A 26,029-nucleotide genomic window follows, 5' to 3' on the forward strand; every position below is an offset into this window, starting at 1 on the left:
GGTGGCGCGCCGGCGCTGCTGCGCCGCCTGCAGCGCGGGAAGGGCCAGCGCCGGCGGCAGCGTGCCCAGCTGGCCGTCCATGCGCTGCAGCAGGTCCCAGGCCCGTTCATGTTCGGCGCTGGCGTCGCGCCATGCCTGCAGGGCGGCCGGGTCCGCGCTGCCGCATTTGACTTCGACGTGCCAGTGGGCGGCGGCGGCCAGCACCTTGCGGGCGATGGGCGCGGAAGCGGCAAGCGTGCCGAACATCAGCCGGCCGCCAGCATCAGGCATTCCGTGTAGGCGCGCACCAGGTGTTTCTTGACCGTCGGCAGCGACACGCCGAGGCGCTGGCTGATTTCCACGTAGCTCAGTTCTTCGATTTGCGCCAGCAGGAAGATGGCCCGCGTGCGCGCGCCCAGGCTGTCGAGCAGGCGGTCGATGGCGAGCAGGGTTTCGATGATGATGGCATGCGTTTCGGCCGACATCGTTGTTGGCTCGGCTTGCTGCGCCAGCGCTTCCAGGTAGGCCTGCTCCAGCGCCTGGCGCCGGTAGCGGTCGATCAGCAAGCCGCGCGCGATGGTGGCCAGGTAGCCGCGCGGTTCGCGCAGCGGTGCCGCCTCGCGCTTGCCCAGCAGGCGTAGAAAGGTGTCCTGCGCCAGGTCGGCCGCGTCGGCGCGGTTGCCCAGCTTGCCGCGCAGCCAGCCATACAGCCAGCCGTGGTGCTCGCTGTACAGGGTCTGCAGGTGGATGGCATGGGTGGGATGGACGGTGCTCACTGCGTTCTCCAGGCAAGGAAAGGGCTGGGCTGACGGAACGCAGGGTGCCGGCTGGCTGGGCTGTTTGAGAATGATACTCATTATCACATTGCCACGCTGCCGGCGTCAATTGGCGTCAGCTTCCCAGGCGCCAGCGCTCCTGCCACTGTTGCAGATCCGCCCAGGCCGTCTGGAGTGCGCTGGCGGACCAGTGCAGCAGGCTGTCCAGCGCCAGCACGCTGCGCTGCCAGTGGATGCCGTCGAAAAACACATGGTCGGCCACGATGGTGGCGGCCAGCCAGGCAGCGATGATGACGATGATGTCGTGGCGGCCGCTTTTCCACCAGCGCAAGGAGTGGCGGCGGAAGATCCAGGGCACGCCCAGCGGATTGGGCCAGTCGGCCAGCAAATGCATGATGCCGCCCGCGGCAAAGCCGAACAGGGGCGGCGCCCAGAAGTGGTGCGGCAGTTGCAGCCAGGTGTAGACGAGCAGGGCGATCCAGGCCAGGCCCCAGTGGGTCCATGTGCGGTGCGTGATCCATAGCCGGTGCGTGCGCGCCCACCAGGCCACTTCCAGCCAGTCCGGCGCCGTGCCGCCCAGCGCGCCCATGACAAAGGCGAGCATGCTCAGCACTTGATAGGGGCCGCCGGCGCCAGCGTGCGCGACCAGGGCTGCGGCGATCACGCCGGCAGCCCAACCGGTCGCATGATGCGCTTTGTTGGAAGCCATAGGAAATGTAAAACGCCATGCGGGCGCTTTGTGAATTACAAGCAATATTAACTGGATGAATATACAGTATGCAGGGGCAGCGAGGGGTGCTATTTGCAGAATATCTGCCGATAATTTGTTAAATAATGTGTCGGGATGGTCTTGCCAGCGAGCCCGGCAAGGGATGCCGGCCGGTCAAGTGTGTTGTGCGGCTGATAATGCAATCGGCGCAGGGCGCGCTATGCTGAAAGCAGTTCGACGTTTTGAAGAGGTATCGCCATGAAAATCCCGCGCGAATTGCAGATTCCCGCCATCGTGTTTACGCTGGAAGCGGTGTTTATACTGGGCCTATCGATGATTTTCCTGGTACTCGTGCCGCGCTAGCGTCCGAAAAAAGGCCATAGCTGCGTTGCACTGCCTTGCCGTACATTCGTACTGTCTTCGGCAGCGCGCCTTGCTCTGACCATTTTTCAGACGCTAGCGGTCAGGTGGCGGGAGGCGTTGTATCAGGCAGTTTGCATGGTGCTATCGCACAGCGCCGCGCCTTCGGTGCGGATGATCCAGCATTCCGGATACGGTTCGCTGGCGAAACGGTTGTGCCGCGCAAAGCCGCTGAGCTTGTCGAGCGCCGTGGCGGGCGCCAGGGCTGTTTCCTTGCCGGTGGCCACGTCCAGGTGCCAGAAACCGCCGTTGCGGTGAAACAGCATGGGCAGCGCGGCCGCGTTGGGGGCGGCCGCGTGGACGGCCAGCGTGGGCTGGGCTTCCGGCAGCAGCAGGTAAAAGCATTCCGCCCGCGCGCCATGGTCGATGCGGTGCAAAATGACGCCGTGCGCGAAGATGGCCGTGACGCTGAGCACGACGATGCCCTTGATGCTGGCCGACAATTCGATGCGCATGCCCAGGCGCAGGGCCACGGGCTTGTGCTTGCCGGGCCACACGCCGTCGAGCAGCAAGCCATAGCGCGACACGTCCTCGATTTCAAAGCCTTGCTGGCTGCGCCGGATGATGGCGTGGCGGCCCGACAGGCGGCGCGTCAAGCCGTTGTTGTCCTGGCCGTCGGGACTGAAATGGCTGAGCAGCACATCGGCTTCCGGGTCCACCAATTCGAAGCGGCCCAGCATGCATTCTTCCAGCGCGAACAGGCGGATCTGGCGCTGTTCGCCCGCTTCCGGCGCCGCATTGACGAGACACGCAGCCTGGCTCGGGTGCGGATGGCAGTGGCTGGCGGCGGGCAGGTCGACTTCGATCAGTTCCTCGTCCCAGGCGATGGTGGTGAAACCCATGTCGATCTTGCCTTGCGGCGCAGACAGATCCACGTGGGCGATGCCGGCATTGCGCGCCGTCACGTCGAGGTTGCAGCCATCGCCGCCCGTGACGCGGGCAATCGAGGCGTCGTCGGCCATCACGCGCACATTCTTGTGCGTGCTGAGGAAGATCTGGTGGATTTCCGTCAGGGTGGCGTCGCGGCGCGGCACCAGAATGACGAAAGTGCATACCCATTTCTGCGCCACGGCGCCGTCCACGTGGCTGTGCACTTCCACCTCGATCTGGTATTGCCCATGTTCCTTGTTGCGTGAGGAGAATTCAACAAACACGGGCCGCCAGTCGCCGCGCGTGGTGCGCACGAAATCATGCTGCACTTGCCCGCGGGGAATCAGGTCCGAGCGCAGGCGCAAGGTCAGCTGCGGCGCGCAGGCAGCGCTCATGCCGCGCAATTCCATTTTCAGGGTTTGCCGTCCGCCTGCCGCACGGGGATCGAAGCCGCTGATGTGCAGGTGGGCTTGCACGGGCTGGTAAGCCGGCGGAACCGCTGGCGGGGCCGCGGGCGTGAACAGGGGCGTGGCGGCGGCCGGCATGGAGACGGATGGACGCGGCGCACCGGCCGGTGCCGCGTTGCCGGCATGGGGCGCGGGGCCGGTCACCGCTGGAATGACGGCATCGGAATTGACAGGGTCATGTGCAGGGGCGTGCGGAAGCGCCGTTGCCGAGGGCTCGGAACGGGCGCTGCGCAGTGCGGTCAACAGGTCGTAGCTGCTGGGAGCAGTCGTCGCTTGCGGGTGGTTGCCCGCACAGACTGTATCCCCAGGCAAGACCCAGAACGTACAGTGCGGGTGCTCCGGGTTGCTGCATTTTTTCATGACATTCTGACTCGAATCGAGCGGGGGCATTTTGCCCTCTGTTATACATGAGAGCTTACGCGCTTTTGCGCCCGCTTGGCAACTTTCACGGTGCCGGAATCCACTCTTTTTGCCCAAATTCATGTCCCTGGTCACACCCTGCCATACATACCATGGAAACCATTGCTCAAAAACACATTTTATGTCTTTCTGGATATGTTATTTTGATATTGCCTGAAACAGGTTTCCATCCACGCGCGTGGACGCCGGCTGTGCATGGTGACACTCGCGACAAGAACTGGAAGGCGTTTTGTATTATGCTGGCACAGCCGCTCCCCCGATGCCGCCTGACTTCGAAAGACGACCATGCCTGCCCAACGCCCGCGTCAGCTTGCCATCGCCTATGGCGCCACCTTGTGCGTATTTCTGGCCCTCGATGCCCTGTGGCTGGCGGTGCTGATGAAGCCCGTGTATGCCGCGGCGCTGGGGCCGCTGCTGGCGGAATCGCCCCGCTGGGCGCCGGCCGCGCTGTTTTACCTGCTGTACGTGGCGGGGCTGCTGGTCTTTGCCATCCTGCCTGGCTTGCGCGCGCGCCGCGGACGCACGGCGGCAGCGCTGGGCGCACTGCTGGGGCTGCTGGCCTACGGCACCTATGACTTGAGCAACTATGCGACCTTGCGGGACTGGCCGCTGACCTTGACGCTGATCGACATGGGCTGGGGCGCCGTGCTGTCGGCCGTGTCGGCGGCGGCCGGCTACCTGGCCGCCAGGTAAGGCCCGGCAAACGAGTGCGAATGTAATTAGGGACTTATCCGCCCGGCACCGTGAATGCCGCGTCGAAGCGCAGCGCCAGCATGGTGATGTTGTCACTGTGCAAGCCTTTTGGCGGCTGGGACAGGAAATCGTCGAACAGGGCGCTGATGGCCTGTGCGGCGGTCTTTCCGGCACACAAGGCGGGCCAGCGGCCCGTGAGGGTCAGCGGATCGTCGCAGGCCCAGAAGCCGTCGCTGGCCAGCAGATAGTGGGCGCCGGGCCGCACGCGCAGCACGCGGCGGTCGGCCAGATGGGCGAGGAAGGGCGGCAAGGTGGCCGCATCGAGGCCGCGCAGGGGCTTGTCGAGTTGCAGGCTGTCGCCGATGGCGTTGCCTAAAATGAATGCCTGCGCGATTTGCGGGTGGTGCTGGCCGTGCACGGCGGCGCGCCAGCGCGCCTCGTCGAGCGCGCCGCGCATGGCGTACACGGTGGCCGGCACGTGGTCGACGGTGAGGATGGTGGCTACGCCGTCGGCAATTTCATACAGGCGCGAATCGCCCACGTGATACAGCAGCGGCGCTTCGCCGGGCGGCACTTCCAGCAAGGTCAGGGTGGTGCCGGGCGGACGCGCCTGGGCTGGCGCGGCCTGGGCGAAACTGTCCTGCAGCCGCGTGTGCAACTCGTCGAGGCTGGCTGCCAGGCTGGCCGCATCGAGGCAGGCGGGCATGGCCAGCAAGCCTTGCACGGCCGCTTCCGCCGCCTCGCGGCCGTGGCCGTGGCCGCCCATGCCGTCGAGCACGGCAGCGCGCACATGGCCGGGCGGCCAGCCCGGCACCTGGCAGTGCAAGGGCATTTGCCGCGACAGGCAGACGGCGTGGCCGCTGGCATCGATCAGCAGGAAGTTATCCTGGTTTTCGCGCCGCGGCAGCGGGCCGGCGCCCACGCTGGTGCCGGCGGCAGCATCGAGCCAGGGGCCGAAATCGAGCTCGTCTTTAATTAAATGCATCGGTTGGTGCGGTCCGGGCGGCCAGCAATGTTGATCATAGGACACAGCTTAGCCGATATTGTGCGTGTGCGATACCTTGCCTATCTAACAAAAAAACCTGCGGCAGCAGGCTGGCGCAGGTTTTTCAGGAGGCGGGGAGGCGCTTAGCGGCGATGGCCCCAGCCGTGGCCACGGTCGTGGTCATAATAGTCGCGGCGGCCATGGTCGCGGTAGTAGCCGCGGCCCGGCTGCACGTAGATGACGGCCGGCGGGCCGTAGTAGCGCGGTGGCGGCGCGTAATACACGGGTTGCGGCGCCGGCGCGTAGTAAACGGGCTGCGGGGCAGGCGCATAATAGGTTTCGCGGTAACCGCCGCGATAGCCACCACGGTCGTAATAACGGTCATTCGTATTGATGCTGTTGCCGACGGCAGCGCCGATAACGCCACCGACGATTGCGCCGTTACGGCCGCCGGTGCTGTTGCCAATGGCCGCTCCGACGACAGCGCCTGCAACGGTATTGAAGTCGCGGTCACCGGCGACTGCGGCCGAAGACACAGCCACTGCCGCTACCATTACCGCACCCAGGAGTTTCTTGTTCAACATGGCATTTCCTTCCATTCCGGCGAGATCACAATGATCTGCATGGACTGGACTATATCTGCTGCCGCCAGCTTGTTCCACGTCTAATACAACTTATTACAATCCTGCCCGGGCGGTAACAAGTCAGCGCAGGCGCGCCTGCCATTCGGGGCGTAATAAGCTGTACATTTTGACATCGCGCATGACGCCGTTGATGAAAAAGGCCTGGCGCATCAGGCCTTCCTCGGTAAAGCCGTTCTTTTGCGCGATGCGCTCGGAGCCGACGTTCAGCGGATCCATGAGCAGCTCGAGCCGGTGATAGGGATAGGCTTTGAACAGGTAGTCGACCACCAGGCGCGTCGCTTCGCTGATGTAGCCTTGTCCGTCGCGCTGCCGGTCGAACAGCCGGTAGCCGATTTCGCGCGAGGCCGGGGTGCGGCTCTTGAAATGCGTGATCGTGCCGATGATGTGCTGGGCCTTGTCTTCGATGAGGAACAACTCGCTGTCCTCGGTGACAAAGCCCGATTGCAGGAAGTCGCGCCGCATGGCCTCGGGCGACTTGAATTGCATGGAGAAGAACTCGCCGCGCGAGGGCAGGTCGTTGACGAGGGACAGATAGGTATTCAGGTCGGCGGCCTGCAAATGCCGGATGGTACAGAGAGTTCCCTTGAGCATGGCGGTATCCGGTAACGATCACGATCTGCATGGTAATCGACTCTGGCCGAAACAGGCAATCGATCCCGTAAAAGTTGCTGCAATGACAGAATAAATACGCTATCGTAGAAAGCCGCGCCTTGCCCCTGGCCACGGCGTACCCGCTTCGACCTTGTTGACTGGAATTGAAACACATGAATATCGTCTCGACTGGCGCGCCGCTGCGCCGTTTGTCCTTCGCCCTTGCCTGCGCCATCAGCGCCAACGTCTTTGCCGCCGCGCCGGGCAATGCGCCGCAAGCGCTGGCCCAGGTGCGCGACACGGCACTGCAAAGCGACTGGGCATATGCGCGCCTGGCCGACATGACGGATCTGATCGGCCCGCGTTTGTCCGGCTCCGCCGGCGCCGCTGCCGCCGTGCAGCAGGTGGCCGACACCATGCGCCAGCTGGGCGCCAAGGTCACCCTGCAGCCCGTGAAAGTGCCACACTGGGTGCGCGGCGTGGAAACGGCGGAAATCGTCGACTATGCGGGCCGTCCGCAGGGCGTGTCGCAGCGCGTGGTGCTCACGGCCCTGGGCGGCTCGGGCGCGACGCCGGCCGCCGGCCTGACGGCGCCCCTGATCATCGTCAGGAGCGTGGAAGAACTGAAGGCGCGCGCGGCGGAAGTGAAGGGCGCCATCGTGCTGATCGATACGCCATTCGACCAGGAGATGGCCGAGCGCGGCCTGGCTGGCGTCACCTATGGCCAGGGTTCGCGCGCGCGCTTCCTGGGGCCCAAGGCGGCGGCCGACCTGGGTGCGGCGGCCGCGCTGGTGCGCTCGGTGGGCGGCGCCGATTTCCGCATCCCGCACGCGGGCGCCACGGGACTCGATGACAGCAAGCGCATACCCGCCGCCGCCGTCACCGTGGAAGACGCCTTGCTGATGGGCCGCCTGGCCGCGCGCGGCCCGATGAAGCTGCACCTGACCCTGACGCCGCAAAACCTGCCCGAAGCGGACAGCTACAACGTGATTGCCGACTGGCCGGGCACGGACAAGGCCGACGAAGTGGTGGTGGTCTCCGGCCACCTCGATTCCTGGGATCTGGCGACGGGCGCGCATGACGACGGCGCCGGCGTGGTGGCGGCCATGGGCGTGCTGGAAACCCTGAAAAAGCTCGACTACCATCCCCGCCGCACCATCCGCGTGATCGCCTGGATGAACGAGGAAAACGGCGGCCGCGGCGGCCAGGCGTATTTCGAGGCCCACAAGCAGGCGCTGGGCAAGCAGTACGCTGCCATCGAGATGGATAGCGGCGCCGGCCGCCCGTTCGGCATCCTCGCCAGCGTGGGAGCGAAGTCGGAAAAACTGTTTGCGCCGCTGCGCGCGGCCCTGCAGCCGATGGGCGCGCACGCGTTCACGCGCCGCGACGCGCTGGGCACGGGCGACTTGCACCGGCTGGAAACGGCCGGCGTGCCCAGCTTCGAGCCGCTGGTCGACAGCCACAGCTACTTCCACTACCACCACACGCCGGCCGACACGCTGGACAAGGTCGACCCGGAAAACCTGAAGCGCAACGTGGCGCTGATGTCGTCGCTGGCCTGGTTCCTGGCCAATATCGACGGCGAGATCGGCCGCGCGCCGGAGCAGGGCGAGTAAGTCGCCCTGTCGCGGGCCGCCGCCCTGGCGGCGCGGCCCGCGTGTTTGTGCGTGTTTGTTTGCGATATTCCCCCAACCCCTGTCCACCGCATGCCATGACACCAGCTTCCACCGCCATCGACAGCGCCATCCAGCAGATCCGTGCCTACGTGGCCGGGCGTCCCCACAGCGCCGATACGCTCGATGGGATAGCGCAATGGTGGCTGGGCGGGCAATTTCCACGCGAGATCATCGAGGCCGCGCTGGAGCAGTTGCGCGCCGCGGGTGAACTGGAGCGTATCGAGATCGGCGGGCGCCAGCTGTGGCGCCGGCAACCCATGCCAGGATAAGCACCATGCCGCTGCCCGATCTGAACCTGCTGATCACCCTCGATGTCCTGTTGGCCGAAGGCAGCGTCACGCGCGCCGCGCGGCGCCTGCGCCTGAGCCCATCGGCCATGAGCCGGGCCCTGGCGCGCCTGCGCGAGACGACCGGCGATCCGCTGCTGGTGCGCGCCGGGCGTGAACTGGTGCCCACGCCGCGCGCGCTGGAGCTGCGCGCAAGCGTGGGCTCCCTGCTGGGCGAGGTGCTGGCCGTGCTGGGACCGGCGCAGCAGCTGGACCCGCGCCAGCTGGCGCAGACGTTTACGCTGCGTGCGAGCGACGGCTTCGTGGAAAATTTCGGCCCGGCGCTGCTCGCGCATATCGGCGCGCAGGCACCCGGCGTGCGGCTGCGTTTCGTGCAAAAGATCGACCGCGAAAGCGTGCTGCTGCGCGAGGGCAGCATCGACCTGGAAACGGGCGTGATCGGCAGCCTGACCAGCCCGGAAGTGCGCACGCGCCGGCTGTTTGGCGACCGTTTCGTGGGCGTGGTGCGCAGCGGCCATCCGCTGGCGCAAGGCGAGATCAGCGCCGGGCGCTATGCGGCCGGCCAGCATGTGCTGGTGGCGCGGCGCGACCAGGAGACGGGACCGATGGACGACGCGCTGGCCGCCCTGGGTTTGCAGCGCACGGTCGCCAGCATCGTCGGCGGCTTTGCGGCGGCGCTGGCGCTGGCCGCCGGTTCCGACCTGATCGCCACCGTGCCGGAACGCCATACGGGCAAGCTGCGCGCCGGCATGTTCAGCTTTGCCCTGCCGCTGCGCATGCCCGACCTGACCGTGTCGCTGATGTGGCATCCGCGCATGGATGCCGATCCTGCCCACCGCTGGCTGCGCGGCTGCGTGATCGACGCCTGCGCGGGCCAGCTGGACGGGGCCTGATGCCGCCGCTGCCGGCCTGCCGGCGCGGCAGTTCAGGGCCAGCAGCAGCCGGACAGGGAGGTGCCGAGGGCCAGGGCCAGCAGCAGTAACAGCGCTGGCATGGTGCGGTGGCGCATCACGCGCGGTCTCCGCCAGGCGAACGGCGCTTGCCGAAGACGCGGCTGAGCAGGAAAATGGCCAGCGCAGCGAGTATCAGCGCGCTGGCCACGCCAAAGGTGGCATGCATGCCACGGATCATGGCGGCCGGCGGGGCGCTGGCAATATTGCTGGCGCCGGCGGCGAACACGGCGCCCATCATGGAGGCGCCCGTGACGAGGCCCAGGTTGCGCGACAGATTGAGCATGCCGGAGACGAGGCCGCGCTGTTCGGCGGCGATGTCGCCCATCACCGCTGTATTGTTGGCCGCCTGGAACAGCGCGTAGCTGGCCGTCAGCAGCATGATGGGTGCGGCATAGCCGGCGATGCCCAGGCTGGCGGGCAGCAGGGCCAGCGCCAGGCAGGCGCCGGCGGCGCCGCACAGGCCCGCGCCGCCCATGCGCTGCGCGCCGTAGCGGTCCACCAGCCAGCCGGACGGCACGCCGCAGAACGCTGCCACCAGCGGCCCGGCCGCCAGCACCATGCCGGTAGCCGCTGCCCCCAGGCCCAGGCCGCGGGCCAGGTAAAAGGGACCCACGACCAGGGTGGACATCATGACCGTCGACACCAGCATGCTGGCCGCCAGGCCAGCGCCCAGCACGGGGGCGCGCAGCATGGGCAGGTGTATCAGCGGCGCCGGCGCCTTGCGTTCGACGCAGAGGAACAGCGCGCCGCCGATGCAGGCGGCCAGCAGCAGCGCCGCGTTGCGCACGCCGAAATCGCCGCGGCCCAGGGTCATGGCCAGCGCATAGGCGGCCAGGGTGAGCGCCAGCAGCACGGTGCCGCGGTGGTCGAACACGGGCCGCTTGGCGGCCGCGCCGCGCGGGTCCGCCGGCAGGTACCGCCAGGCCAGCAGCAGCGCCAGGCCGGCCAGCGGCACGTTGACGAGAAAAATGGCTTGCCAGCCGAAGCGCGCGATCAGCAGGCCGCCCAGCGCGGGGCCCAGCGTGGTGCCGACGGCCGACATGGTGCCGAGCAGGCCCATGGCGCTGCCCGTCTGCGCCTTGGGAACGGTACTGCCGACAAAGGCCATGGTCAGCGCCATCATGGCGGCCGCGCCCAGGCCTTGCAGGGCACGCGCGGCGACCAGCAGCCACAAGGTGGGCGCCAGGGCGCACAGGGCGGAGGCAAGGGCAAACAGGACGATGCCGGCCAGCAGCAGGTGGCGCCTGCCGACGATGTCGCCCAGGCGGCCCACGCTGACGATCAGGGCGGTGATGGCCAGCAGGTAGGCCAGCACGATCCACTGCACATCCTGGAAGGAGGCATGCAGGGCGCTGGCCATGCCGGGCAGGCCCACGTTGGCGATGCTGGTGCCCAGCGCGGGCAGCAGCATCGCCAGGGACAGGCTGGCAAGCGCGCCGCGCACGGGCCTCGTGGCGCTGGCGGCCTGAGACGCCTGCTGGCTGGGTGGAGCGGATTTTGACGGTGCATGCATGGCGTGGCTGATCCTCGAATGGGGTCATCACATGGTAGCGGCGGATCTGGCATGGCGGAAGGCGCAGCATATGCACTATGTTGTTGCGTCTGACGCCATATGTTAGCGCGACCGAGTCGCTGGGAAGGTCGTTGCGAGCCAGCGGCCAGTGCTTCGGACGTTAATCCGAGTAACCCTGCATATTGTCCGCCGTGTCATGCCGGATGCCCCACCACGGCAAATACGCCTTGTTTTCGCCGCGCGCGCGGAACCACGGTTTGTCGTGGGCTATGGGCCGCACCGTGGCTGGCGGCAAAACCAGCACGCCCGTGACGCCGTCCGGATCGCTGGTGCCCGCCACCAGCACGGGCTGGCCCACATGGTTCGCATGGGCGATACCCAGGGCGACATTGGTCAGCGCCGTGCCGGCGCCCATTTCGCCCAGCAGGGCCGGCGTATTGAAGGTCTGCGGCAGGAAGTCGAAGCCGGGCACTTCCAGGCTCAAGGCCTGCGCCAGCCGTGCCAGGCGGTCGGATGACGTGGGCAGGGTTTTATTGGCATCGTGGATGACGTAGCCGATGTCTTCCTCCGTCTTGCCGCCATGGCGCGCCGCCTCGGCAAATACCGCCTGCCACGCCTGCACGGCGCGCGGCGGCTTGTTCTTGCCCGCTTCAAAATCGGCCACCTTGCGCGTGGCCGGATAAGCTATCCACGCCAGCGCCGTGCGCTCCGTTTTGTAGTCGGGGCCGGCCAGCACCAGCAGCACGAGGTTTTCATTGATCTGCATGGGCTTGGGCCGGCTCGGCGCATCCCAGTTCATGACCCACACGGTTTGCTTCGGATGCGCTTCCAGATAGGCCAGCGCGGCGTTCAGGGAGATGAAACCCGCGTTGTTGCCGCCGAGGGTAATGCGCACGTCGGGCGGGGTGGCGCGGGTCCAGAGGGTGGGGAAGTGGGGGTTGCCGATTTCGAAATTGCTGATAATTTCATCTTTTACTGTCTGATGAACTTCTGCCGGATCGAATTTTCCTTCAGGCAGGGCATACTCCACGCGGATGCCTGCCAGTTCGCGCCAGTTCTGTTTTTGATCCTTGGGATAGACGTGGTAGAAGTAGGTGGGGCTGGAAAAATAGATATCGTGGAAATTGCTCATCAGTTCTTGTAAGTACTTATGGTGGTAACCCTTGAACGTTTCCCTTCCATTGATATCGTGGGCAATGGGCGCGACCGCCTGCAAGGTGCTGAAGCCCCTGGGATCCGTCCTGACCATATCGTCATTCTTGTTGGGTTTGGCTAGTCCCAAGGTCCAGAGCAGCTGCCACTCGGTCGGATAGTCGCGCCGCTGCAGAGGGTTGAGCCACTGCAGGCCCACGACCTGTGCCCGGAAGGGAGCTTGGACAGTGGTTTCTGGGAGACCGTCTTCCTTCTGCGCCGGCTTCACGGCGCAGGCTGTCAATAGCGCAAACATGGAGCAGGCGGCGACGGCGGCCAAGGTGCGTAGCTCGCGTTTATTTATTACGTAAGCCATCCATCCACCTCACTGCGAGTAGCCTTGCATGTCGTCCGCCGTGTCATGCCGGATGCCCCACCAGGGCAGATAGGCGTTATTCTCTCCGCGCGCGCGGAACCACGGCTGGTCGTGGTCTATGGGGCGTACTTTGGCTGGCGGCAAGACCAGCACGCCCGTGACGCTGTCCGGATCGCTGGTGCCCGCCACCAGCACGGGCTGGCCGACGTGGTTCGCATGGGCGATACCCAGAGCGACATTGGTCAGCGCCGTGCCGGCGCCCATTTCGCCCAGCAGGGCCGGCGTATTGAAAGTCTGCTGCAGGAAGTCGAAGCCGGGCACTTCCAGGCTCAAGGCCTGCGCCAGCCATGCCAGCCGGTCGGATGACGTGGGCAGCGTTTTATTGGCGTCGTGGATGACGTAGCCGATGTCTTCCTCCGTCTTGCCGCCATGGCGCGCCGCCTCGGCAAATACCGCCTGCCACGCCTGCACGGCGCGCGGCGGCTTGTCCTTGCCCGTTTCAAAATCGGCCACCTTCCGCGTGGCCGGATAAGCTATCCACGCCAGCGCCGCGCGCTCCGTCTTGTAATCGGGGCCGGCCAGCACCAGCAGCACGAGGTTTTCATTGATCTGCATGGGCTTGGGCCGGCTCGGCGCATCCCAGTTCATGACCCACACGGTTTGCTTCGGATGCGCTTCCAGGTAGGCCAGCGCGGCGTTCAGGGAGACGAAGCCCGCGTTGTTGCCGCCGAGAGTGATGCGCACGTCGGGCGGGGTGGCGCGGGTCCAGAGGGTGGGAAAGTGGGTGTTGCCGATACTGAAGGTGTCGGTGATGGTTTGTTGCGTGAATTGGTGTACTTCTACCGGATCGAATTTTCCTTCAGGCAGGGCATACTCCACGCGGATGCCCGCCAATTCGCGCCAGTTCTGTTTTTTATCCTTGGGGTAGACATGGTAGAAGTAGATGGGGCTGGAATAATAAATATCGTGAAAATTGGTCATCAGTTCGCGCAGATATTTATGGTGATAGCCTTTGAACGTTTCCCTTCCATTGATATCGTGGGCAATGGGGGCGACTGCCTGCAAGGTACTGAAACCCCTGGGATCCGTCCTGACCATATCGTCATTCTTGTTGGGTTTGGCCAGGCCAAGCGTCCAGAGCAGTTGCCACTCGGTGGGATAGTCGCGTCGTTGCAGAGGGTTGAGCCACTGCAGGCCCACGACCTGTGCGCGGAAGGGAGCTTGGACAGTGGTTTCTGGGAGACCGTCTTCCTTCTGCGCCGGCTTCACGGCGCAGGCTGTCAATAGCGCAAACATGGAGCTGGCGGCCAGCATGGGCAGCGCGAGGAACTGTTTCATGAAGTCTCCAGGAGAATGGACATGCTGGTGACCGGCATCACCGGGCCAGGTGAACCAAAGTGCCAGGAAAATGACGCAGAGAAACGTGGCGATGGCCCAGGTCAGTCGCTGGCGCGGCGTGGCAATGAACTTATGCACCGTCAGTCCTTAGCGCAAAGTTGCTGGAAGTGCTGGCGGGCTTGGCGTTCTGGCGTTCGTCTATGATGCCTCTCGGCTTTCTGGCAGGGCTGTCTTTGTCATTTGCCCACGTAAATAGAGGGACAGTTTTAAATGTGCCATTGTCGTAGTATTCAAAGAATTCTCCAGACTCGAAAGAGGCGCCTTTCAATAGGCTCCAATCCGCCGCAACCCTTAATTCGCGCAACGCCTCCTGCCCAATCGTGCATACCCCCACCGCCACGTCATACGCCAGCGCCTTTTCTGCGTGCTCGGGATTGGTCATGATGGTCGAGTGATCGGTGGCGTGGGTGTCGATATTGGCGGCCAGGTAGTTCTGGATTTCCTGCTTGCGCCAGGCCTTGAATTCCGTGGAAGCCTCTTCCGGCTGGTCCACCGCCGTCACAGGCTTGCCATTTTCGGCCCAGCCGTCGCGCCTGGCCTGCATGCGCAGCATGCCGTTCTGTTCGTAGCGCAGCGCTGCCTCGGTGTGCGCATCGCCTTTGCCCCGGGAGCGGTAAGGCGCATACGCTTCATCGGCATCGGCATCGGCATCGGCATCGGCATCGGCGGCGCGTTCCTTGTGCAGGGAGTCGGCCGGGGCATCGCAGTCTTCGTCAAATGCTTCGCCGATGTCGGCAAAACGCTTTGAATGCGGCAGGAAGGGCAAGGGCAGCTTGGGCGCCTTCATCGGCAGCCGCCAGACCTTGGGCGGCAGGGCGTTGATGCGCGTGCCGGCCGTCCTGGCGAGAATGATGACGATGGGCGCGAACAAAAAAGTCAGTATCTTGCGGCCGATGCCTTTGCTGGCCCGCATGCCCTTTTCGATCGAGTACTCGGCGACCAGTGAGCGCGGGTGCCAGAAATCAAGGCTGTCCGGCGCCAAGGGCTGGCCATTGCGCTGCCAGATATCGTAGTCCTGTTCATTTTCCTGGCCGACGAGGTGATTTTGCGCAAACACGCGCTGGGTAAAGACGCCGTCGCCGCCCGTATCGGCAATTTCCTGCGCCGACATGCCGCGCCAGCCTATGCCCTGCACGGGCGTGGCGGAGATCACCTGGTCGTGCGGATTGAAATACAAGGTGACCCTGCCATAGGTGGAGCCATGCAAGCCGTGGTCGGCACGGTCGAACGCGGCCGTATAGCTGTCCTTGCGCTCAGGCTTGCGATTGGCGCTGCACTCGTCGACGAAGGCGGCATCCTGCTGCATTGCCGAGCGGGCGCGCAGGATGTTGAAAAACGCTTTCAAGGTTTGCGTGCGCGCCGCGTATTTTTGCCGGCCCGTGTTGCCATGTTCGTCCGTCAAATGGCCGCTGACCCAGTTTTCCGTGAAGTTGCTGTCGAGCAGGCTGTAGGGCGGGTTGCACAGCACGTAGCTGTCGGCCACGGCGGACGGCCCGAGCGTTTCACCGAGAAAGGCGGCCGCCATGGCCACCATATTGCCCTGGCTATGGCAGACGATGGTGACGGGAGCGTCGTGCTGGCATGCCCTGATCGATTGCACGAGGCGCGCCAGGCGCCAGGCGGCAAACACGAAATACGGGCGCGGCGGGCAGGCATACACTTGCCGGTCATTCGTCGGGTTCATGTGCTGGATATGCATCCACAGGAACAGTTCCTCGGACAATCCCTTGCCCCACAGATCCGGCAGGGCACTGCAACCGTTGGCGAACGGTCCGCCGCCCCAGTAATTCTTTTCGTTGAGATAGATGCCGTCGCCAAACGCCTGCAATTCCTCGCCATTGGCCTTGTAGCCCCAGCGGAAGCGGATCACGGGGGAATTGGCATCGTCTGCCTGCAGGAAGGTGGTGGCGTTGCGCTTGGGATTGAGGAAACCGTCATCCGTCAATTCGCGTGTGTAGGTGGCAGCCTGCATCTGCCCGGCCGCCGGGCCCGGGATCGCCAGATCCTCGTCGCGGCGTTTCAGGCGCGCATTCAGGCCCGCGCACAGGCCTTGTTCGGCCTGCTCATACCATTCGCCATCGGAATTGACGCCATGCACGAAGATGACGATGCCGGGGCGGGGCAGGCGCGTGGCGGCCTGGAGCAGCGCATGGCTGAACAGGGCCGTGCCTTCGGCTTCGGCGAGCAGGATGCAGTTGCCAGCTAGCGTGGGGTCGGGCGACATGCGGGCGCTCCGTCAGCGTTAATGAAGAAAAGCGTCGCCCAAGCGAGCTCGGGCAATCTGCACTGTATGCGGATTGCCTGAGGTGGAACTTGCGTGGTGTCAAGAAAGGAGGGGCGGCGGGCAGGGAATGCCGGGGCGGTCAGATCGCGTTCAGCGGTATCTTGAGGTAGCGCACGCCGTTTTCTTCCGGTTCGGGCAGCTTGCCCGCATTGATGTTGACCTGGATGGCGGGCAGGATCAAGGTCGGCATGTCGAGGGTGGCGTCGCGGCCCGTGCGCATGGCCACGAACTGTTCTTCCGTGATGCCGTCGCGCAAATGGATGTTGCTGGCGCGCTGTTCGGCTACCGTCACTTCCCAGCGCGCCTCGCGGCCGTTGGGCGGGTAGTCGTGGCACATGAACAGCCGCGTCTGGGGCGGCAGCGCCAGCAATCGCTGCACGGAATGGTACAGCAGCGCGGCCGAGCCGCCGGGGAAATCGCAGCGGGCCGAGCCCACGTCTGGCATGAACAGGGTGTCGCCGACAAACACGGCGTCGCCGATCTGGTAAGCCAGGTCGGCTGGCGTGTGGCCGGGCACGTGCAGCGCGCGCACTTCCAGCTTGCCGATATAAAACACCTGGTCGGGCGCGAACAGCTGGTCGAACTGCGAGCCGTCAGCCTTGGCCGCACCCTGGTGGTAGACGGCGGCGAACGCCTGCTGCACCGTCTGGATGGCGGCGCCGATGGCCACGTCGCCGCCCAGCTGCTGCTGCAGGTAGGGCGCGGCGGACAGGTGGTCCGCATGCGCATGGGTTTCCAGCAGCCAGCGGCACTGCAAGCTGTGTGCGCGCACGAAGGCGATCACCTTGTCGGCTGACGTGGTCGAGGTGCGGCCCGCCTTCGGATCGTAGTCGAGCACGGAATCGATGATGGCACAGTCCTGGCCATCCGTCTCGTAGACAACATAGGTGACGGTGGCGGTGGCGGGGTCGAAGAAGGCTTGGATTTGTGGGGTCATCGCGGCGGCAAGGGACGGGCAAGGGATGGACAGGGAAGGGCATTATAGCGCCAGAGTTCGCTGAAAAAATGTTGAAAATTGACATTTAACATGCGAAAAACAGATAAGCGCGCAGGCATGCGCCCGTCACAGTCGTGCGCACCCTGGCGCTTGCTGCGTGGTAACCTCATCCCACAAGGAGGAATTCATGAACGATACCACTGCACGCAGCGAGCAATATCGCGGTTTTACGATTTCGGTGACCCCGCAAAAGGACAATGACGATTTATGGGATTTTACCTACAGCCTGCAGCGCGAAGGCGAGACGGCGGCGCAGGCGATCACGCGCAGCCGCACCCTGGGCGGCTATGCGGCGCCCGAAACGGCTTGCACGGCCGGCCTGGAAGTGGCCAAGACGGAAGTCGATAATCTGCTGCGCCCTTGAGCCAGCGTAAATCGTTTAGCCCGAAAGTGCGCCTGGCTTAGGCTGGCGCGTGAAACACGTCGCTAGCGGCCGCGCTTCATGCTACGATTTCCCCATTGAGTCAGCCACGAAGGAGGCACCCCATGAATAGCAGTTCTAAAATTCACTATAAAGGCTGGGAAATCGTTCCCCTGGCCGTGCCCACCACCGATGGCAAATGGTCGGCCAGCTGCGACATCGAGCGCGCCACGGCGGAAGGCCTGGAAGTGTTCGAAGGCTCGACCATGCAGTTCGTGCGCGACGACGAGGAGGGCGCCATTGCCGCCGCCTGCGAAGAAGCCGTGCGCCAGATCGACAACATCATCGCCAACCCGCTGGTACGGCTGGCCTAGTTCTTTACTCTTTCAGTGTTCCCGCAGCCGGCATCCGCCGGCTGTTTTTATTGCGCGCCACCGGCGGCGCCTCTGCCTGCCTCCACCTTTTCAGCCAGTGCTGTTACATGTTTCAATATTGTGTTTCAAAATGAAATATTGAAACAATAATGAAACATCATACTGGACAAACGTGACATTGCCGTTCCGTGGCGTGACAGCCCTGGAGCAGCGCTGGCTGGCCACTTTTCGCCTGTTTTCACTCTGCCGTCACGTGTTGTGCGCCGCGCCGCGCCGGCCTGGCACGGCATTTGCACTACTGATGCTCATAGCCACTCCGTGAAACATTCGGGACCATCCGAACCCCATAAGGTGAACACATGACTCAATACTCCGCAGGTGCCGCATTCCGCAAGGCCGTCCAGGAAGAATCCCCGTTGCAAGTGGTCGGCGCCATCAACGCCAACCACGCCTTGCTGGCCAAGCGCGCCGGCTACAAGGCCATCTACCTGTCCGGCGGCGGCGTCGCGGCCGGCTCTCTGGGCTTGCCCGACCTGGGCATTTCCAGCCTGGACGACGTGCTGACGGACATCCGCCGCATCACCGACGTGTGCGACTTGCCGCTGCTGGTCGATGCCGACACGGGCTTCGGCGCGTCCGCCTTCAATGTGGCGCGCACGGTGAAATCGATGATCAAGTTCGGCGCGGCCGGCCTGCATATCGAAGACCAGGTGGGCGCCAAGCGCTGCGGTCATCGTCCGGGCAAGGAAATCGTGAGCAAGGAAGAAATGGTCGACCGCATCAAGGCGGCCGTCGATGCGCGCACGGACCCGAACTTCGTCATCATGGCGCGCACCGATGCGCTGGCCGTCGATGGCCTGGAAGCGGCGCTGGAACGCGCCGTCGCCTGCGTCGAAGCGGGCGCCGACATGATCTTCCCGGAAGCCATCACGGACCTGGACATGTACGCCACGTTCGCCAGGGCCGTCAACGTGCCCATCCTGGCCAACATCACGGAATTCGGTTCCACGCCGCTGTTCACCCTGGACGAACTGCGCAGCGCCCACGTGGGCCTGGCCCTGTATCCGCTGTCGGCGTTCCGCGCCATGAACAAGGCGGCGGAAAACGTCTATCAGGCGCTGCGCCGCGACGGCACGCAAAAGAATGTCGTCGACACCATGCAGACGCGCATGGAGCTGTATGAATCGATCAACTACCACGACTTCGAGCAAAAGCTCGATGCGCTGTTCGCTGCGCAAAAGAAATAAAGAGAGAAGCAGGGGCCGCATGTCGGCCCCGCAGTGACGCACCCGAGACTATTCAATCTGGAGAACACAATGACCGCACCGCAAGCCGCCACTTTCAAGCCTAAAAAATCCGTCGCCCTGTCCGGCGTTACCGCCGGCAACACGGCGCTGTGCTCGGTCGGCAAGACCGGCAACGATTTGCATTACCGCGGCTACGACATCCTGGACGTGGCCGACAGCTGCGAGTTCGAGGAAATCGCCTACCTGCTCGTGCACGGCAAGCTGCCGACCGCCGCCGAACTGAAAGGCTACAAGGCCAAGCTGAAGTCCCTGCGCGGCCTGCCGTCGGCCGTCAAGCTGGCGCTGGAAGCGCTGCCGGCCGCCGCCCACCCGATGGACGTGATGCGCACGGGCGTGTCCGTGCTGGGCTGCACCCTGCCGGAAAAAGACGACCATAACGCGCCGGGCGCGCGCGACATCGCTGACCGCCTGATGGCGTCGTTCGGCTCCATGCTGCTGTACTGGTACCACTACAGCCATAACGGCAAGCGCATCGAAGTGGAAACGGACGACGAGTCGATCGGCGGCCACTTCCTGCACCTGCTGCACGGCGAAAAACCGTCGGCCTCGTGGGAAAAAGCCATGCACACCTCGCTGATCCTGTACGCGGAACACGAATTCAACGCCTCGACCTTCACCAGCCGCGTCATCGCCGGCACGGGCTCGGATATCCACTCGGCCATCACGGGCGCCATCGGCGCGCTGCGCGGTCCGAAACACGGCGGCGCCAATGAAGTGGCGCTGGACATCCAGAAGCGCTACGACAACGCCGACGAAGCGGAAGCGGACATCCGCGAGCGCGTGGCCAACAAGGAAGTGGTGATCGGCTTTGGCCACCCCGTCTACACGATTTCCGACCCGCGCAACGTGGTCATCAAGGAAGTGGCGCGCAATCTGTCGCTGGAAGCCGGTTCCACGAAGATGTTCGACATCGCCGAGCGCCTGGAATCGGTCATGTGGGAAATCAAGAACATGTTCCCGAACCTGGACTGGTTCTCGGCCGTGTCCTACCACATGATGGGCGTACCGACGGCGATGTTCACGCCGCTGTTCGTCATTTCGCGCACCTCGGGCTGGGCCGCCCACATCATCGAGCAGCGCATCGACAACAAGATCATCCGCCCGAGCGCCAACTACGTGGGTCCGGAAGACCTGGAATTCGTCCCGATCAAGGACCGCAAATAATGAGCACCGCAATGAGTACCCCCGTGAATACCTTGTACCGCAAATCCTTGCCGGGCACCCAGCTAGACTATTTCGACACGCGCGCCGCCGTCGATGCGATCCAGCCAGGCGCCTACGCCACCTTGCCCTACACTTCGCGCGTGCTGGCGGAGAACCTCGTGCGCCGCTGCGACCCGGCCACCCTGAACGCTTCGCTGAGCCAGTTCATCGAACGCCGCCGCGACCTCGATTTCCCGTGGTTCCCCGCCCGCGTCGTCTGCCATGACATCCTGGGCCAGACGGCCCTGGTGGACCTGGCCGGCCTGCGCGACGCCATCGCGGCCCAGGGCGGCGACCCGGCCCTGGTCAATCCGGTAGTTCCCACGCAGCTGGTGGTCGACCACTCGCTGGCCGTCGAATGCGGCGGTTTCGACCCGGACGCCTTCGCCAAGAACCGTGCCATCGAAGACCGCCGCAATGAAGACCGTTTCGACTTCATCGACTGGACCAAGAAAGCGTTCAAGAACGTCGACGTGATCCCGCCTGGTAACGGCATCCTGCACCAGATCAATCTCGAGCGCATGTCGCCCGTGATCCAGGTCCAGGATGGCGTGGCCTATCCCGATACCCTGGTGGGCACGGATTCGCACACGCCCATGGTCGATGCGCTGGGCGTGATCGCCATCGGCGTGGGCGGCCTGGAAGCGGAAAGCGTGATGCTGGGCCGCGCTTCGTGGATGCGCCTGCCCGACATCATCGGCGTCAAGCTGACGGGCAAACCGCAGCCGGGCATCACGGCCACCGATACGGTGCTGGCGCTAACGGAATTTTTGCGCAAGCAGAAGGTCGTCTCGTCCTACCTGGAATTCTTCGGCGAGGGCGCGTCGCACCTGACCCTGGGCGACCGCGCCACGATTTCCAACATGGCGCCGGAATTCGGCGCCACGGCCGCCATGTTCTACATCGACGCGCAAACCATCAAATACCTGAAATTGACGGGCCGCGACGACGAACTGGTGAAGCTGGTGGAGCTGTATGCGAAAGAGACGGGCCTGTGGGCCGACAGCCTGGCCGACGCGCAGTACGAGCGCGTCCTGAGCTTCGACCTGTCGTCCGTCGTGCGCAATATCGCGGGTCCGTCGAACCCGCACAACAGAGTGCCGACGTCGGAACTGGCGGCGCGCGGGATTTCCGGCGTGGTGGAAAACGAGCCGGGCAAGATGCCGGACGGCGCCGTCATCATTGCCGCCATCACCAGCTGCACCAATACGAACAACCCGCGCAACATGATCGCCGCCGGCCTGATCGCGCGCAATGCGAACCGCCTGGGCCTCACGCGCAAGCCGTGGGTGAAATCGTCGCTGGCGCCCGGCTCGAAAACCGTGGAACTGTATCTGCAGGAAGCGGGCCTGATGCCGGAGCTTGAAACATTGGGCTTTGGCGTCGTGGCGTTTGCCTGCACTTCGTGCAACGGCATGTCGGGCGCGCTCGATCCCGTGATCCAGGACGAAGTGGTGTCGCGCGACCTGTACGCGACGGCTGTCTTGTCGGGCAACCGCAATTTCGACGGCCGCATCCACCCGTACGCGAAGCAGGCTTTCCTCGCCTCGCCGCCGCTGGTGGTGGCGTATGCGATCGCCGGCACCATCCGCTTCGATATCGAGAAGGACGTGCTGGGCCATGACGCGGATGGCAAGGCTATCCTGCTCAAGGATATCTGGCCGTCCGACGAGGAAATCGACGCCATCGTCGCATCCAGCGTCAAGCCGGAGCAGTTCCGCAAGGTGTACATCCCGATGTTTGCCGCGCAGGCGGATGACGGCATCAAGGTCAGCCCCTTGTACGACTGGCGTCCGCAGACGACATACATTCGCCGCCCGCCGTACTGGGAAGGCGCGCTGGCTGGCGCGCGCCCATTGAAAGGCATGCGTCCGCTGGCCGTCCTGGGCGACAACATCACGACCGACCACCTGTCGCCATCGAACGCCATCATGCTCGACAGCGCGGCCGGAGAATACCTGGCGAAAATGGGCTTGCCCGAGGAAGACTTCAATTCCTACGCCACGCACCGGGGCGACCATCTGACGGCGCAGCGCGCCACGTTTGCCAATCCGACCCTGAAAAACGAGATGGTGATCGAAGACGGCAAGGTCAAGGCGGGTTCGCTCACGCGCATCGAGCCGGAAGGCAAGATCTCGCGCATGTGGGAAGCCATCGAGGTGTACATGGAGCGCAAGCAGCCATTGATCATCATCGCCGGCGCCGACTATGGCCAGGGCTCCTCGCGCGACTGGGCCGCCAAGGGCGTGCGCCTGGCCGGCGTGGAAGCCATCGTGGCCGAAGGTTTTGAACGCATCCACCGCACCAACCTGGTGGGCATGGGCGTCTTGCCGCTGGAGTTCTTGCCTGGCGTGAACCGCAAGACCCTGGGCATCGACGGCAGCGAAACCTACGACGTCGTGGGCGAGCGCACGCCGCGCTCCACCCTGACCCTGCTCATTCACCGCAAGAACGGCGAGACGGTGGAAGTGCCCGTCACCTGCCGCCTCGATACGGCGGAAGAGGTGTCGATCTACGAGGCCGGCGGCGTGCTGCAGCGCTTCGCGCAGGATTTCCTCGAGTCGTCGAAGGTGGCGTAAACCAGGGGTCAGACCCGCCGGGTCTGACCCCAGCCTTGTGCGGCGGGGAGGCTGTCGTCTTCGCAGCGCAGGCAAAGAACTTCTGCGGAAATATACAATGACCCACATCCCCCAAATCAAAATCCCCGCCACCTACATGCGTGGCGGCACCAGCAAGGGCGTGTTTTTCCGCCTGCAGGATTTGCCGGCCAGCGCGCAAGTGCCGGGCGCGGCGCGCGATGCCTTGCTGCTGCGCGTGATCGGCAGCCCCGACCCGTACGGCAAGCAGATCGACGGCATGGGCGGCGCCACGTCCAGCACCAGCAAGACGGTGATCCTGTCGGCCAGCACGCAGCCCGAGCACGACGTCGACTACCTGTTTGGCCAGGTCTCCATCGACAAGCCGTTTGTCGACTGGAGCGGCAATTGCGGCAACCTGTCGGCCGCCGTCGGCTCGTTTGCCATCGCCAGCGGCCTGGTGGACGCCGCCCGCGTGCCGCGCGATGGCGTGGCCACGGTGCGCATCTGGCAAGCCAATATCGGCAAGACCATCATCGCCCATGTCCCCGTGACGCATGGCGAAGTGCAGGAAACGGGCGACTTCGAGCTCGATGGCGTGACCTTCCCGGCCGCCGAAGTGAAGCTGGAATTTCTCGATCCGGCGGCAGACGAGGAGGGCGGCGACGGCGCCAGCTCGGCCATGTTCCCTACCGGTAACCTCGTCGACGACCTGGACGTGCCCGGCATCGGCGTGTTGAAAGTCACGATGATCAATGCCGGCATCCCGACGATCTTTGTCGACGCGCACGCCATCGGCTACACGGGCACGGAACTGCAGGACGCCATCAATGGCGATCCGGCCGCGCTGGCCCGCTTCGAGACCATCCGCGCGCATGGCGCCTTGCGCATGGGTTTGATTTCCCACCTGGATGAAGCTGCCAAACGCCAGCACACGCCGAAGGTGGCGTTTGTCGCCAGGCCGGCCAGCTATGTGTCGTCCAGCGGCAAGCAGGTGGACGCGGGCGGGATCGACCTGCTGGTGCGCGCCATGTCCATGGGCAAGCTGCACCACGCCATGATGGGCACGGCGGCCGTGGCCATCGGCACGGCGGCCGCCATTCCCGGCACCCTGGTCAACCTGGCGGCGGGCGGCGGCGCACGCAACGCGGTACGTTTCGGCCATCCGTCCGGTACCCTGATGGTGGGGGCGGAGGCGGCGCTCGTCGACGGCGCCTGGAGAGTCACCAAGGCCATCATGAGCCGCAGCGCGCGCGTGCTGATGGAAGGGACCGTGCGCATTCCTGGCGATTCCTTCAGCGCATAAGCCTTGCTGGCCGGGCCGCAGGGGCCCGGCCCGTCGTGAATCTCAAGAAAAATTGATTTTTCCGCTAGCCGGAAATGGAACGACGGGGAAAAATGGCATGACGCCGCGCCATTGCGGCACGTGGCCACCATCAGCAAACCTTAACCCTGCCAGACCGGTGAACAGATGCTATTCAATTCCTACGTCTTCCTGTTTGCGTATCTGCCCATCACGGTCGCGGGATTCTTCATCCTGGGACGCCGCAGTCAATGGGGGGCGGCAGCCTGGCTGGCAGGCGCCTCGCTGTTCTTCTACGGCTGGTGGGATTACCGCTACCTGCCGCTGCTGCTGGGCTCCGTCATCTTCAATTACGGCTGCGCGGCCCTGCTTGCGCCAGGACGCGCCAGCCACCGCAAAGCATTGCTGGCGGCGGCCATCACCGCCAACCTTGGCCTGCTCGCCTACTACAAATACGCGGGATTTTTCCTTGCCGGCGCGGCGCAATTGCTGGCGCAGCCGCTGCCCGCCTTGCATGTGATTCTGCCGATCGGCATTTCCTTTTTTACCTTTACCCAGATCGCCTTTCTGGTCGATACCTACAAGGGCCGGGCGCAGGAAAGCCGCTTCGTCCACTACCTGCTGTTTGTCACGTACTTCCCCCATCTGATTGCCGGCCCCGTACTGCACCACAAGGAAATGATGCCGCAGTTCGCCGACCGGCGCATCTTTCGCCTGTCGGCCAGGAATGTCGCCATCGGCAGCACCATCTTTTTCATCGGCCTGGCAAAAAAAGTGCTGATTGCCGACAATATCGGCCCGTATGCGGCGCCGCTGTTCGACAACCCGGGTACGCCCTCGCTGCTGATCGCCTGGGGCGGGGTATTGGCGTATGCCTTCCAGCTGTACTTCGATTTTTCCGGCTATTCCGACATGGCCATCGGCCTGTCGCGCCTGTTCGGCGTGCGCCTTCCCCTGAATTTCGATTCGCCCTATCAATCGCGCAATATCGCGCAATTCTGGCGCCGCTGGCACATGACCCTGTCGCGCTTCCTGCGCGATTACCTGTACATCCCGCTGGGCGGCAAGCGCTGCGGGCCCGCGCGGCGCTACCTGAACCTGATGATCACGATGGTGCTGGGCGGCTTGTGGCATGGCGCCGGCTGGAATTTCATCGTATGGGGCGCGCTGCATGGCGCCTACCTGGTCATCCACAAGGTCTGGAGCACCGCCGCGCGCCGGTTTCACCTGGCGGGCGATACGCGCGTGGGAAAGGTCCTGGCGACCCTGCTCACCTTTGCAGCCGTCTGCGTTGCCTGGGTCTTCTTTCGCGCCCCCGACATGCCCGTCGCCCTGACGATCATCAAGGGCATGGCGGGTGGCTTTGGCCTCGCCCTGCCTGATGCGCTGGCTGCCCATCTGCTGCCGCTGCACGCTGCGCTGACGGCCATGGGCACGGGTTTTTACCTGGGCGGCGGCACGGTCTTCATCGAGACCTGGACGTGGATAGCGGTGGCGGCGCTGCTGACGTTTGCCATGCCGAATACGCAGCAGATCATGCGCCGTTTCGATCCCGCGCTGGATTTCCAGGCCAGTGCCGCAACGGACGGGCAGGGCGGGCGGGGTGTGCGGCGCCTGCTCACCTGGCGCGCCTCGCCCGCGTGGGCGGCGGCAATCGCCCTGCTGGCGCTGGCGAGCATGCTGGCGCTGAACCGTCCCGCCGAATTTTTGTATTTCCAGTTCTAGGGGAGGGCAGA

23 protein-coding genes are annotated in these 26,029 nt (G+C 64.6%); 11 read left to right on the forward strand and 12 right to left on the reverse strand.

Annotation, left to right across the window (positions count from 1 at the left end; all coding sequences use genetic code 11):
• From GCN75_RS16625 to GCN75_RS16640, 4 genes are all read right to left on the reverse strand, one after another.
• Positions 1–246 (reverse strand): FecR/PupR family sigma factor regulator (locus GCN75_RS16625; RefSeq protein WP_152283452.1); only part of this gene is annotated, 246 nt, incomplete at its 3' end.
• Positions 246–755, reverse strand: a complete 510-nt coding sequence (locus GCN75_RS16630) for a sigma-70 family RNA polymerase sigma factor (protein ID WP_226941430.1) — start codon at positions 753–755, stop codon at positions 246–248. The genes GCN75_RS16630 and GCN75_RS16625, both read right to left, overlap by 1 nt.
• 115 nt (positions 756–870) lie before the next feature.
• Positions 871–1,464: a metal-dependent hydrolase gene (locus GCN75_RS16635; RefSeq protein ID WP_152283454.1), complete on the reverse strand. Its 594-nt coding sequence runs from the start codon at positions 1,462–1,464 to the stop codon at positions 871–873.
• Positions 1,465–1,949: 485 nt separating this feature from the next.
• The gene (locus tag GCN75_RS16640; RefSeq protein WP_226941431.1) at positions 1,950–3,581 is read right to left on the reverse strand and encodes an FHA domain-containing protein; all 1,632 of its coding nucleotides are present in this window, start codon (positions 3,579–3,581) and stop codon (positions 1,950–1,952) included.
• A 345-nt stretch (positions 3,582–3,926) separates the two neighbouring features.
• Here GCN75_RS16640 and GCN75_RS16645 point away from each other — a divergent pair, with 345 nt between their 5' ends.
• On the forward strand, positions 3,927–4,334 hold the full coding sequence (locus GCN75_RS16645) for a DUF2177 family protein (RefSeq protein ID WP_152283455.1): 408 nt from the start codon (positions 3,927–3,929) through the stop codon (positions 4,332–4,334).
• Between the two features lie 34 nt (positions 4,335–4,368).
• Here the strand turns inward: GCN75_RS16645 and GCN75_RS16650 are convergent, their stop codons facing one another.
• The 3 genes from GCN75_RS16650 to GCN75_RS16660 all read right to left on the reverse strand — a co-directional run bounded on the left by GCN75_RS16650 (position 4,369) and on the right by GCN75_RS16660 (position 6,554).
• Positions 4,369–5,319, reverse strand: a complete 951-nt coding sequence (locus GCN75_RS16650; protein ID WP_152283456.1) for a PP2C family protein-serine/threonine phosphatase — start codon at positions 5,317–5,319, stop codon at positions 4,369–4,371.
• A gap of 143 nt (positions 5,320–5,462) precedes the next feature.
• On the reverse strand, positions 5,463–5,903 hold the full coding sequence (locus GCN75_RS16655; RefSeq protein ID WP_152283457.1) for a glycine zipper 2TM domain-containing protein: 441 nt from the start codon (positions 5,901–5,903) through the stop codon (positions 5,463–5,465).
• 120 nt (positions 5,904–6,023) lie between these two features.
• A complete protein-coding gene (locus tag GCN75_RS16660) occupies positions 6,024–6,554 on the reverse strand; it encodes a GNAT family N-acetyltransferase (protein ID WP_152283458.1) in 531 nt (176 codons plus the stop codon).
• 173 nt (positions 6,555–6,727) lie between these two features.
• On the opposite strand from GCN75_RS16660, the gene GCN75_RS16665 reads away from it, so the two are divergent.
• From GCN75_RS16665 to GCN75_RS16675, 3 genes are all read left to right on the forward strand, one after another.
• On the forward strand, positions 6,728–8,170 hold the full coding sequence (locus GCN75_RS16665) for a M20/M25/M40 family metallo-hydrolase (RefSeq protein ID WP_152283459.1): 1,443 nt from the start codon (positions 6,728–6,730) through the stop codon (positions 8,168–8,170).
• A 95-nt stretch (positions 8,171–8,265) separates the two neighbouring features.
• Positions 8,266–8,499, forward strand: coding sequence for a hypothetical protein (locus tag GCN75_RS16670; RefSeq protein ID WP_152283460.1), 234 nt, complete (start codon positions 8,266–8,268; stop codon positions 8,497–8,499).
• Positions 8,500–8,504: 5 nt separating this feature from the next.
• Positions 8,505–9,410 carry a LysR family transcriptional regulator gene (locus GCN75_RS16675; RefSeq protein ID WP_152283461.1) on the forward strand — a complete coding sequence of 302 codons (906 nt, stop codon included), beginning with the start codon at positions 8,505–8,507 and terminating at the stop codon, positions 9,408–9,410.
• 115 nt (positions 9,411–9,525) lie between these two features.
• Here GCN75_RS16675 and GCN75_RS16680 read toward each other — a convergent pair whose 3' ends face one another.
• The 5 genes from GCN75_RS16680 to GCN75_RS16700 all read right to left on the reverse strand — a co-directional run bounded on the left by GCN75_RS16680 (position 9,526) and on the right by GCN75_RS16700 (position 17,109).
• Positions 9,526–10,914 (reverse strand): MFS transporter, encoded by a 1,389-nt coding sequence (locus GCN75_RS16680; RefSeq protein WP_405002822.1) that lies wholly within the window; start codon positions 10,912–10,914, stop codon positions 9,526–9,528.
• 229 nt (positions 10,915–11,143) lie between these two features.
• Positions 11,144–12,490 carry a hypothetical protein gene (locus tag GCN75_RS16685; protein ID WP_226941432.1) on the reverse strand — a complete coding sequence of 449 codons (1,347 nt, stop codon included), beginning with the start codon at positions 12,488–12,490 and terminating at the stop codon, positions 11,144–11,146.
• A gap of 9 nt (positions 12,491–12,499) precedes the next feature.
• Positions 12,500–13,828 carry a hypothetical protein gene (locus GCN75_RS16690; protein ID WP_152283463.1) on the reverse strand — a complete coding sequence of 443 codons (1,329 nt, stop codon included), beginning with the start codon at positions 13,826–13,828 and terminating at the stop codon, positions 12,500–12,502.
• 130 nt (positions 13,829–13,958) lie between these two features.
• Positions 13,959–16,112 carry a T6SS effector phospholipase Tle3 domain-containing protein gene (locus GCN75_RS16695; protein WP_152283464.1) on the reverse strand — a complete coding sequence of 718 codons (2,154 nt, stop codon included), beginning with the start codon at positions 16,110–16,112 and terminating at the stop codon, positions 13,959–13,961.
• A 139-nt stretch (positions 16,113–16,251) separates the two neighbouring features.
• Positions 16,252–17,109, reverse strand: coding sequence for an MBL fold metallo-hydrolase (locus GCN75_RS16700; RefSeq protein ID WP_152283465.1), 858 nt, complete (start codon positions 17,107–17,109; stop codon positions 16,252–16,254).
• 187 nt (positions 17,110–17,296) lie between these two features.
• Here GCN75_RS16700 and GCN75_RS16705 point away from each other — a divergent pair, with 187 nt between their 5' ends.
• From GCN75_RS16705 to GCN75_RS16735, 7 genes are all read left to right on the forward strand, one after another.
• Positions 17,297–17,533 (forward strand): hypothetical protein, encoded by a 237-nt coding sequence (locus GCN75_RS16705; RefSeq protein WP_152283466.1) that lies wholly within the window; start codon positions 17,297–17,299, stop codon positions 17,531–17,533.
• A 122-nt stretch (positions 17,534–17,655) separates the two neighbouring features.
• A complete protein-coding gene (locus tag GCN75_RS16710) occupies positions 17,656–17,904 on the forward strand; it encodes a hypothetical protein (RefSeq protein WP_034751890.1) in 249 nt (82 codons plus the stop codon).
• Between the two features lie 359 nt (positions 17,905–18,263).
• Positions 18,264–19,151: a methylisocitrate lyase gene (gene prpB, locus GCN75_RS16715; protein WP_152283467.1), complete on the forward strand. Its 888-nt coding sequence runs from the start codon at positions 18,264–18,266 to the stop codon at positions 19,149–19,151.
• Between the two features lie 69 nt (positions 19,152–19,220).
• Positions 19,221–20,375 (forward strand): bifunctional 2-methylcitrate synthase/citrate synthase, encoded by a 1,155-nt coding sequence (prpC, locus tag GCN75_RS16720; protein WP_152283468.1) that lies wholly within the window; start codon positions 19,221–19,223, stop codon positions 20,373–20,375.
• A 23-nt stretch (positions 20,376–20,398) separates the two neighbouring features.
• Entirely contained in the window at positions 20,399–22,993 is a 2,595-nt protein-coding gene (acnD, locus tag GCN75_RS16725) for a Fe/S-dependent 2-methylisocitrate dehydratase AcnD (protein WP_152283529.1), read from the forward strand.
• Between the two features lie 97 nt (positions 22,994–23,090).
• Positions 23,091–24,296 (forward strand): 2-methylaconitate cis-trans isomerase PrpF, encoded by a 1,206-nt coding sequence (gene prpF / locus GCN75_RS16730; protein ID WP_152283469.1) that lies wholly within the window; start codon positions 23,091–23,093, stop codon positions 24,294–24,296.
• Positions 24,297–24,461: 165 nt separating this feature from the next.
• Positions 24,462–26,018: an MBOAT family O-acyltransferase gene (locus GCN75_RS16735; protein ID WP_152283470.1), complete on the forward strand. Its 1,557-nt coding sequence runs from the start codon at positions 24,462–24,464 to the stop codon at positions 26,016–26,018.
• The last annotated feature ends 11 nt before the right edge of the window (positions 26,019–26,029 follow it).

The organism is Janthinobacterium violaceinigrum (genome assembly GCF_009208555.1).
Classification (GTDB): domain Bacteria; phylum Pseudomonadota; class Gammaproteobacteria; order Burkholderiales; family Burkholderiaceae_D; genus Janthinobacterium; species Janthinobacterium violaceinigrum.